Origin of the sequence: Tabrizicola sp. (assembly GCF_031377265.1) — a bacterium.
In the GTDB taxonomy this organism is placed as follows: Bacteria; Pseudomonadota; Alphaproteobacteria; order Rhodobacterales; family Rhodobacteraceae; genus JAUYQR01.
In genome coordinates, this window is record NZ_JANMET010000139.1 from 1 (window position 1) to 9239 (window position 9239).

A 9239-nucleotide genomic window follows, 5' to 3' on the forward strand; every position below is an offset into this window, starting at 1 on the left:
CGGGCGGCCACAAGGATGTGGCGATACTCAGCTATGCGGCCAAATATGCCTCCGCCTTTTACGGCCCGTTTCGCGATGCGGTCGGTGCAAGTGGCGCGCTGAAGGGCGACAAGAAGACCTACCAGATGAACCCCGCCAACAGCGACGAGGCGATCCGGCTGGTGGCGCGTGATCTGGCCGAGGGGGCGGATATGGTGATGGTCAAGCCCGGCATGCCGTACCTGGATATCTGCCGCCGGGTGAAGGACACGTTTGGCGCGCCGACCTACGCCTATCAGGTGTCCGGCGAATATGCGATGATCCGCGGCGCCGCACTGAACGGCTGGATCGACGGCGAAAAAGCCATGCTGGAAAGCCTGATGGCCTTCAAGCGCGCGGGTTGCGACGGCATCCTGACCTATTTCGCGCCCGAGGCCGCCCGCTTGTTGCGCGCCGCTCAGTGAAGCTGGCCCTGGACGGTGCTGGCAAGTTCATTCAACGAAAACGGCTTCGGCAGGAAGACCGAGTTCGGGATCCGTGCCTGACCCTCTGACAAGCAGTCTTCGGCATAGCCTGAAACGAAGATCACCCGAACGTTCGGCCGGTCTTCCAGCGCGATGCGAACCCAGGATGGCCCATCCATGCCCGGCATCACCACATCGGTGACAAACACATCCACCTCAAGGCTTGGATCTTCCAGCGTCTTCAGCGCCTGTTCGGCGTTCTCGGCCTCCAGCACCGTGTAGCCGCGCAAACGCAGCGCCCGGCTGGCAAAGGCGCGCACCGGGGCCTCATCCTCCACCAGCAGGACCACGCCTTCGCCCTGCCGCACCAGCGTACGCCTGACCTGCGCAACTGCAACCGCGACCGGTGCCTCAACCATATGCACCGGGAAGTACAGCAGGAACGTAGTTCCCACCCCCGGTTCGGAATCCACGAAAATGAATCCGCCAGACTGTTTGACGATCCCGTAAGCCGTTGAAAGGCCAAGTCCGGTGCCCTCCCCCACGCGCTTGGTGGTGTAGAACGGCTCAAAGATCTTCTGCAGCCGTTCCGGCGGGATGCCGATACCATGATCAACCACCCGGATCAGCGCATAGTCCCCCGATGGTACGGTGGCACGGTCGCGCTTCAGTTCCTCGCTCAGCGTCACCTGTTCGGTCTCGATCCGGATCGCGCCGCCGTCGGGCATCGCGTCGCGCGCGTTCACCACCAGGTTCATCATAACTTGTTCCAACTGCCGTTTGTCAGCGCGGATCGCGCCCAATTGGCCCGCATGGACAAGCTTCAGCCCGATCCGCTCGCCCACCAGCCGGTTCAGCAGATGCGTCAGATCCGACAGCACCTCTTCCACGTCCAGATGTTCGGGCTTCAACGTCTGCTTGCGTGAGAAAGCAAGCAGCTGGCTGACCAGCGCCGCCGCACGGTTGGAGTTCTGGCGGATCTGCTCCAGATCGGCAAAGGCTGAATCCTCGCGCCCGTGCCGTAGCAGCAAAAGATCGCAGTGCCCTGAAATCGCTGTCAGCAGGTTGTTGAAATCATGCGCAATTCCACCGGCAAGCTGGCCGATCGCCTGCATTTTCTGGCTCTGGGCGAATTGCGCCTCAAGCGTCTTCAAGGCGGTCGCGTCATTCAGCACCGCCAGCGCCTCGGGCCGCCCGCCTTCAACCACGCGGCGCAGGGTGACCTGCATGAACTGGTCGTCACTGGCCCGCCGGGCGCGCAGCACTTCCGATCCGCCGGGAAGACGCTCGCTGACCACATCGCCCAGCCAGTCGGACAAAGGCCGCCCCAGCCCCTCGAACAGGTCATGGAACATCGCGTTGCCAAGATCGCCCTGCCAGACCATATCGCGCGCCGCCTTGTTTGCCGCGCGCAACGACCCGTCGGGGCCAAACCGCATCAAGGCAACCGGGACATGCTCAAAATCGGCCAGCACCGCGTCTTGCCCCGGCCTTTCGGGTGACGGCAACAAAAAGATCTCGCGCCGCTCATTCTGCCCCTCGACCTCGGCCAAGATGGCGCGCACCGGGCCATCCGGGCCACTCAGCGTCACTTCCTCACCACTGCGCACCCCGGCATTGGGCAGCACTTCGGCCAGCCGTTTAGGCCGCAAGCCCAGCAGCCGCCGCATTGCATCGTTGGAAAACAGCACAACCCCGGCCTTGTTGACCACCAGCATCGGCAGGCTCAGCAGTTCCGCCCCACGCCCGCCAAAACTGCGTTCCTTGAATTCGTCCATCCGCCAGAAAAAACGATCCCGCCCGATGTTGTGCACCGACAGCCGCAAGGTGCCATGGCGCGACAGCACATCCTCCCGTGCCGCACCTTCGCTGGCAGCACGGCTTTGCAGGCGAAACAGCACGGCCGCAGGTGATGCGATCTGATCCTTCAGCACCTCCAGTACCGCCTCGGCACCCTTGCCAAAGCGCGCTTCGGCAGCGGCATTGGCAAAGACGATCTGCCCGAGCGGGTTTGCTGCCAGACAGGGCGAGGCATCATCCGCCACCAAGTAATACATCTGTTGCAGGTGGGTCCGCTCGCTCCACGCCGCCAGCGCCAGAAGACCACGCCCCGCCAGCACGATCAGCACAAGCACCAGCCCCGCAGCAAGTGCCAGCAGCCTTGGATAGGGATAGCTGATCACAGCCGCCACAATGAGGCAGATGACGCCCACCGCCACGATGTAACCGGCGCGAGCCGACACGAACCGCGCCGCGCCGATCACCGCCTTCAGTTCTCCATCAACCTTCAGCACCAGCTACCCCATGCAGTCCTTGGCTTTTGCCATTGGCTGCGAAATTCCTTAACCGTTGCTTAAGGATGTTTAGAATACCACTGCAGGTTGTGTAGGGTGCTGATCCTTCTGCGTCAACAACGCAAGGTAGAAGCCGTCACCCCCGGAAACCGGTGAAAACGCAGCGTCTTTGACCAGCTGCCAATGCGGATTGCGGCGCAGGAAAGCGGCGATCTGCCCGCCATTCTCGCGCGACAGCAGCGAACAGGTCGCATAGACCAGCGTGCCTTGCGCAGCCACCATCGCCGCCGCGCGCTGCACAACTTCGGCCTGCACCGCAACCAGTGCATCAAGGCGCGCCGCGGTCAGCGCCCACTTGCCCTCCGGATCACGCCGCCAACTGCCCGAGCCGGAGCATGGCACATCGACCAGCACCAGATCGTAGGGTGCTTGCATTTCGGGTGCCGCTGTCAGCGTCACCGTCACTCCGGCCCGGTCGGCGCGCGCGGGCAGATCGGCCATGCGACGCGGCTGGATATCATGGGCAAACAGCGTCATGCGCGCCCGCGCTGCCATCGCCAGCGTCTTGCCACCGCCGCCGGCGCAGTGGTCCAACACCCGCATTCCATCCGCCAGCGGCAAGGCCGCAACCACGGCCTGTGAAGACGCATCCTGCAACTCGACCAACCCGCCCAGATACGCCGACGAGGTTTGCACCTTGCGGGCATTCGCGGTCACCTCCAGCGCTGTCGCGGCCAAGGGGTGCGTCGTTGCGATAATTCCCTCAGCGGCCAATGCGGCAGTCGCCTCTGCAACCGTCGCTTTGCCGAGGTTGACCCGCAGAAACACCGGCGCGCGCTTTTGCAGGGCGGTCAACACGGCTTGCGTTTGCTCTCCAAGGCTCGTCTCTAGCTCCACCATCAGCCAGTCAGGGGCATCCAGCGCCTCAGCCCCAACGGGCACGCGCCGCTGATCAGCATCACTGACTTCGGCAGGCGCATGCCCTTGGCCGGTAAAGATCAGCGCCGGATCGTGGCCCGCTGCCCGCAGTCCCCCAAGGATCAGCCCACGGCCCGTCAAAGCCCCGCCCCACGCCGCAAAAGACCGCTTGCAGCGCAGCGCATCAAACACCAGGTCACGCACCGCCGCCCTGTCGCCCGATCCGGCATAACGGCTGGCCCGGCCCCAGTTGGTCAGTGCTTTTTCCACCGGCTCTCCGGCCAGATACCGGTCCAGCACGCCAATCGCTGCGGCAGCACGGGCGGCAGGTGTCATGCCAGCCTCACTGAAAGGTCAGGCACCGGCGACACAGAGCAGCATGGGATGTTCGTGGTCATCCGCCCTGTTTGCCGGTTTTGTGGACGGCGGCAAGATCAATTCCTGCCCGGACATACCGGATGTCCGAATTCGCGGGGCGGGCTGTGCCCGGACTGGGATGCCCTGTATCAAACCCGCATTCTACTTACGCTTGGCGTTCGCGTCGGCGGGGCAGAAAACCCACGCCAAATCTTTGTTTGCAGCCAGCCCGGCAGGTGAAAGTCCACCCTTGTCGCGCGACTATGCGATGAACTTGGCCATGATCTTCCTGAATTGATCAGCGGCGATGCGTAGTGTGAACTGCTGCCCGAACTCTACCACGACATGGGCGATCCATCGGTGCAGGATGCGTGGGCCGCATATGAGGGCCGCGTCCAGCAACACCATGCCGATGCGCTGATCGAGCGGGCCGTGGACCCGTAGGCCCATATCCTGTGCGAAAGATCCTCGCACGGGCACTTGGCTACCGGGTCGAATGCGTGATCTTTGCTGTGCCCCTGATCGAAAGCGGGCTTGCGACCCTTGGCCGAGATGCGGCTGCGGGCGCGGTAACGCGGCTTTGATCGGCGGATCGCATGGTCAAAGCAGATTGTGAATTACAGCCGCTGGCCCGCCCTTATCGCGCGGGCCGAAGATCAGGTGGTGTTTGACGAAATCAAGATCATCGGCCGCAATGACGAGGTATTCTTTCACAACACCGCCGCACCCTTCGGCGACACAAGGCGTTTGAACGACACGCCCTTCGCCTTAGAATCGCTTCTCGTCGAACGGATGCCCCCGCGCAGCCCCCTGCAAGTGGATGCATTGCTTGCCACATGGAACGCCCTTCGCGCGCAACTCGATACCGCGTTTCGCAACACCGAACCTTGCCCCCACGAAAGCACTCTTGCCTTGGGCCAGCAATTGCAGGCAATGCGCGACGATCCGGCTGTGGCCTTCGATCTGCACCAGCCAGCGGCAGACCGCGATCCCCAAGCTGCCGCCGCATGGGTCTCGCGCCTGCGCCTTCGCGTTGCGACCGTGCTGACCAGCTCTGTCGCTGTTGGCTACAAATACCTTGCCAGCCGATGCGATCGTTTCATCGCGCTGATCGAACGCGCCGCAGGTCACCCAAGCCGGTAGTTCGGGCTTTCACGGGTGATCTGCACGTCATGCACGTGGCTTTCCTTCAGCCCCGCCCCGGTGATCCGCACGAACTGGCAGTTGGCCCGCATGTCGGCAATCGTGGCGCAGCCGGTATAGCCCATTGCCGCGCGCAAACCGCCGACCATCTGGTGAATGACCGCTTGCGCGGACCCCTTGTAGGGCACCTGACCTTCAATGCCCTCGGGCACCAGCTTGTCACTGGCCGCGTCTTTTTGGAAATACCGGTCCGCCGACCCACGCGCCATGGCCCCCAGCGACCCCATGCCACGGTACGCCTTGTAGCTGCGCCCGTTCCACAAGATCACCTCGCCGGGGGACTCATCCGTGCCTGCAATGGCGCTGCCGACCATGGCGCAGGACGCCCCCGCCGCAATCGCCTTGGCAAAATCGCCGGAAAACTTGATGCCGCCATCCGCGATCACCGGAATGTCGCCCGCCGCGCGTGCCGCATCCATGATCGCGGTCAGTTGTGGCACGCCGACGCCCGCGACGATCCGCGTGGTGCAGATAGACCCCGGCCCGATCCCCACCTTCACCGCATCCGCGCCCGCGCCGATCAGCGCCCGCGTGGCCTCGGCCGTGGCCACGTTGCCCGCCACCACCTGCACCGCGTTGGACAGCGCCTTGATCCGCTCCACCGCGCGCGCCACGCCTTCGGAATGGCCATGCGCGGTGTCGATCACCACCATATCCACCCCGGCCTCGATCAGCGCCTGGCTCCGCTCGAACCCCGCATCGCCCACGGTCGAGGCGGCAGCGACCCGCAGCCGCCCCATCTCGTCCTTGCAGGCATGCGGATTGAGCACCGATTTCTCGGTGTCCTTCAGCGTCAGAAGCCCGGTCAGCTTGCCCTGCCCATCGGTGACCAGCAGCTTTTCGATCCGCCGCGCCTTCATCAGGGAAATCGCCTCGGCCCGGTCCACCGGCTCGCGCAGGATGGCAAGGTTCTGCGCGCTCATCATCGCGCGCACCGGCGTGCGGTCATCGGTAGCAAAGCGCATGTCGCGGTTGGTGTCGATGCCGACAACCCGGCCCAGCTCGTCCACCACCGGAAAGCCGGTGATCGAATAGCGCTCCATCAGCACCTTGGCATCGGCGAGGGTCTGATCCGGGGTCAGGGTGATCGGCTGATAGACCACCCCGCTCTCGAACCGCTTCACCCGGCGTACCTCGCGCGCCTGCGCCTCAAGGTCCAGATTGCGGTGAATGACTCCGATGCCGCCGGCCTGCGCCATCGCAATTGCCATCCGGCCTTCGGTCACCGTATCCATTGCGCTGGACAGCAGCGGGATGTTCATCCGGATCAGTTTTGTGACGAAAGTGGATGTGTCTGCGTCCGACGGCAGCACGCTTGAAGCGGCCGGAACCAGCAGCACATCGTCAAAGGTAAGAGCCTCACGAATCTCCATTGGTTTTCCCTCCGGGAGTGGCGTCGTTTGGCGGTTCCCCATTTCACGCACCGTGCCGATTGGCAAGCAGAAAACCTGCATCTAGCGCTTGAACCCCGCCGCGCCCCGTGCAGATTGTGCCTGCCAGCAGCGGAGAGCCTGAATGCGCATCGCAATCGTCGAAAACACCCGCGTCACCCATCACGGACAGGTCGGTGTGGCAGTGCACGAACAGGCCGCATTGATAGATCTTTACAAACCGTGGTCGGGGCAAGCCCTGCCCGACGCGGTTGATGCCGATGCGCTGGTGGTGTTCGGGGGCGAACAGGCGGCGACGGATGACCACAGCCACCCCTATCTTCCCGCCCTTGCCCGGCTGATGGCCGCATATACCGCTATGGACCGCCCCGTGCTTGGCATCTGCCTTGGCGCGCAAGTCCTGGCACGCGCCTTTGGCGGCGAAAACCAGCTTGGCACGGCACCCGAGTTCGGCTGGACCACCGTCACCCTGACGGACGCCGCCCGCAGCGACCCGGTGCTGTCGGCCGTCCCGGAAGCGTTTCCGATCTTTCAATGGCACTCCGACACCTTCACGTTGCCGCAAGATGCCTTGCGGCTGGCAGGCTCGTGCGGGGCGCAGAACCAGGCTTTCCGGATTGGCCGCGCGACCTATGGCACGCAGTTTCATTTCGAGGCCAACCGCGCCGTGGTGGCCGATTGGACCCGCCGCTTCCCCGATGCAACCGAACGCATGGCATCGGGGTGGGTCGCCCGCCACCCCGATCTTGCCGCGACCGATGGTGCGCTGGCTGACGCATACGGTCTTGCGTTGGCGCGGGCGTGGGTTGCGCTGATCTGATCCGCACCCTGCCCCACGCCTATCTGGCGGAGCGGCGCCGCCGCAGGCCGTTTGCCTCGCGCTTTCGGGGTCCCCGAAACCGCTCAGTTGGCGCTATGCGCAGCAAGGGTGCGCTCACGCCTCAGAGGCGTTGGTGCGTGCCGCAAGCCTGCCCCCCGGCCATTCCTTCAGCACGATCCACGCGACCAATGGCACCGCGCCACAGCCGACCGCCAGCAACAGGATGCCCGGTGTCGCCCAGACCCCGCCGACTGTCAGCATCGCGACCGTCACCGCAGTCAATGGAAAGCCGAAGGCACCCCACAGCGGCGAAACGCCCGAGGCCACCAGCCATCGGGCGCAAACCGCAAGACCAAGCGTGATCGCCACTGCGATCAGCAGCAAGGCGCTGGCCAGACCGTGCATCCCCATCAGGCTGGCCACACACGCCAACACACCCGCAGGTGTGGCGTGAATGGCCAGCAACGGGCGCAGCGGCGGCGGCGGATGGTCTTGCCGCAACCGAAGCGCACTGATCGCCCAGATCAGAACAGCCACCGGCAGCGTCGCCCAGAACAGCACTGCAGCCACCGCGTGAAACCCAAGGCCAAGCGCTGCCAGCGCCCCGACAATCTGCCCCACAAAGCTCAGATGAAAGGTCGGGTTCAATCTGCGCGCCTCGGGTGGCATGTGCAGCAGCACCCGGATCAACAGCAAGGCAAGCCCCGCGTGCAAAAGCAGGGCGGTGATCAGCAGGCCAACTGCCAGGTTTGGCGAAAAAGGCGTCAGGACCGCAGCCGCAGCCATGCCGCCAACCGTTGCTGCGGCCAGCCCGGCACGGCCCGGCAGAACCCGCAGATCATCCGCCAAACTGCCCGGCCGCCGTGCAAGCTTGGCCAGATAGGCGAGGATCGCAAACCCCCACAGCGACAGCGAAATGCCTGCGGCGATGTCGGCTGCCGCCTGCGGCAGATCCAGCACGCGCAACCCCGCCCGAAGCGCCAGCGTCAGACCAAGCAGGCCAAGTATTGCCGGAAACACCGCTGGCGGCGTGCGGGCGAACAGTTTTGGGCGGCGGGCTGGAAACTCGGGTGGCGGATACTGCTTCGGGCGGTGCCGGGCGACGGGGTCGGTCATGGCCGCAGCACCGGGAACCAGTCTTCGCGCAGCCGGTCCCCCGGGTGCATCCCATGCCCCGCAAACGGCGGCGACGTTGGCCCCGGACGCGCCACATAACGCGCATCCTCGCCCACCAGACGCAGCGAGAACGCCCGCCGCCGGGTGGTTGCAGTATTGCCGCGCGCACCGTGCAGGGTGCGGAAGTGGAACGCCACCGCATCGCCCGGCTCCATCGGCCATTCCAGAATCGGCATGCCTTCGGCTTCGGGGTCGGGCACCGGCATGTAGTTCCCCGCGTCGGGGTAGAAATCGGTCTGGCTCAGCCAGCGCGTTGGCAGCACGTCGCGTGGCCACAGATGGCTGCCCGCGACCGTGCGCAAAGCCGCCTCACGCACCGGGTCAAGCGGCGACCAGAACGACACGGTCTGCCGCCCCTCGACGAAGTAATAGGGCCCGTCGGTGTGCCACGGCGTGGGTTTGGCGGTACCGGGTTCCTTGACCAGCACATGGTCATGAAACAGCTGCACCCGGTCGCATCCCATCAACTGGCCTGCGACCGAGGCGGCATCGGACTGGCGGATCACCTGGGCAAATTCCGGGATGCGCTGCCAGTTGCAGTAGTCGTCGAAAAAGCTGCCCGGCTCGCCGGGTTTCAGCGTTGCCATGACGCCCGGGCTGGGGTCCGCCATGTTGCGGGCAACACCGGCCCGCAGGT

Annotated in this window: 8 protein-coding genes and 1 pseudogene; 4 read left to right on the forward strand and 5 right to left on the reverse strand. The window is 64.8% G+C overall.

Features of this window, described 5'->3' with window-relative positions:
- A pseudogene (locus tag RMO18_RS07955) lies at nucleotides 1–443 on the forward strand (porphobilinogen synthase); the annotation flags it as partial.
- On the opposite strand, the gene RMO18_RS07960 reads toward RMO18_RS07955, so the two are convergent.
- Together RMO18_RS07960 and RMO18_RS07965 are read right to left on the reverse strand one after the other, a co-directional pair.
- On the reverse strand, nucleotides 437–2737 hold the full coding sequence (locus RMO18_RS07960; RefSeq protein ID WP_309665081.1) for an ATP-binding protein: 2301 nt from the start codon (nucleotides 2735–2737) through the stop codon (nucleotides 437–439). The pseudogene RMO18_RS07955 and the gene RMO18_RS07960 overlap by 7 nt on opposite strands.
- Nucleotides 2738–2806: 69 nt before the next feature.
- On the reverse strand, nucleotides 2807–3991 hold the full coding sequence (locus tag RMO18_RS07965) for an RsmB/NOP family class I SAM-dependent RNA methyltransferase (RefSeq protein ID WP_309665082.1): 1185 nt from the start codon (nucleotides 3989–3991) through the stop codon (nucleotides 2807–2809).
- 476 nt (nucleotides 3992–4467) lie between these two features.
- On the opposite strand from RMO18_RS07965, the gene RMO18_RS07970 reads away from it, so the two are divergent.
- Nucleotides 4468–4596, forward strand: coding sequence for a hypothetical protein (locus RMO18_RS07970; RefSeq protein ID WP_309665083.1), 129 nt, complete (start codon nucleotides 4468–4470; stop codon nucleotides 4594–4596).
- A 28-nt stretch (nucleotides 4597–4624) separates the two neighbouring features.
- Nucleotides 4625–5155: a hypothetical protein gene (locus RMO18_RS07975; protein WP_309665084.1), complete on the forward strand. Its 531-nt coding sequence runs from the start codon at nucleotides 4625–4627 to the stop codon at nucleotides 5153–5155.
- On the opposite strand, the gene guaB is transcribed toward RMO18_RS07975, so the two are convergent.
- Nucleotides 5140–6588, reverse strand: coding sequence for an IMP dehydrogenase (guaB, locus tag RMO18_RS07980; RefSeq protein WP_309665085.1), 1449 nt, complete (start codon nucleotides 6586–6588; stop codon nucleotides 5140–5142). The genes RMO18_RS07975 and guaB overlap by 16 nt on opposite strands.
- Before the next feature lie 142 nt (nucleotides 6589–6730).
- On the opposite strand from guaB, the gene RMO18_RS07985 reads away from it, so the two are divergent.
- Nucleotides 6731–7426 (forward strand): type 1 glutamine amidotransferase, encoded by a 696-nt coding sequence (locus RMO18_RS07985; RefSeq protein WP_309665086.1) that lies wholly within the window; start codon nucleotides 6731–6733, stop codon nucleotides 7424–7426.
- Between the two features lie 114 nt (nucleotides 7427–7540).
- Here the strand turns inward: RMO18_RS07985 and RMO18_RS07990 are convergent, their stop codons facing one another.
- Both RMO18_RS07990 and RMO18_RS07995 read right to left on the reverse strand, forming a co-directional pair.
- A complete protein-coding gene (locus tag RMO18_RS07990) occupies nucleotides 7541–8542 on the reverse strand; it encodes a tellurium resistance protein (RefSeq protein ID WP_309665087.1) in 1002 nt (333 codons plus the stop codon).
- The coding region (locus RMO18_RS07995) for a phytanoyl-CoA dioxygenase family protein (RefSeq protein ID WP_309665088.1) at nucleotides 8539–9239 on the reverse strand (701 nt) is incomplete at its 5' end. The genes RMO18_RS07995 and RMO18_RS07990, both read right to left, overlap by 4 nt.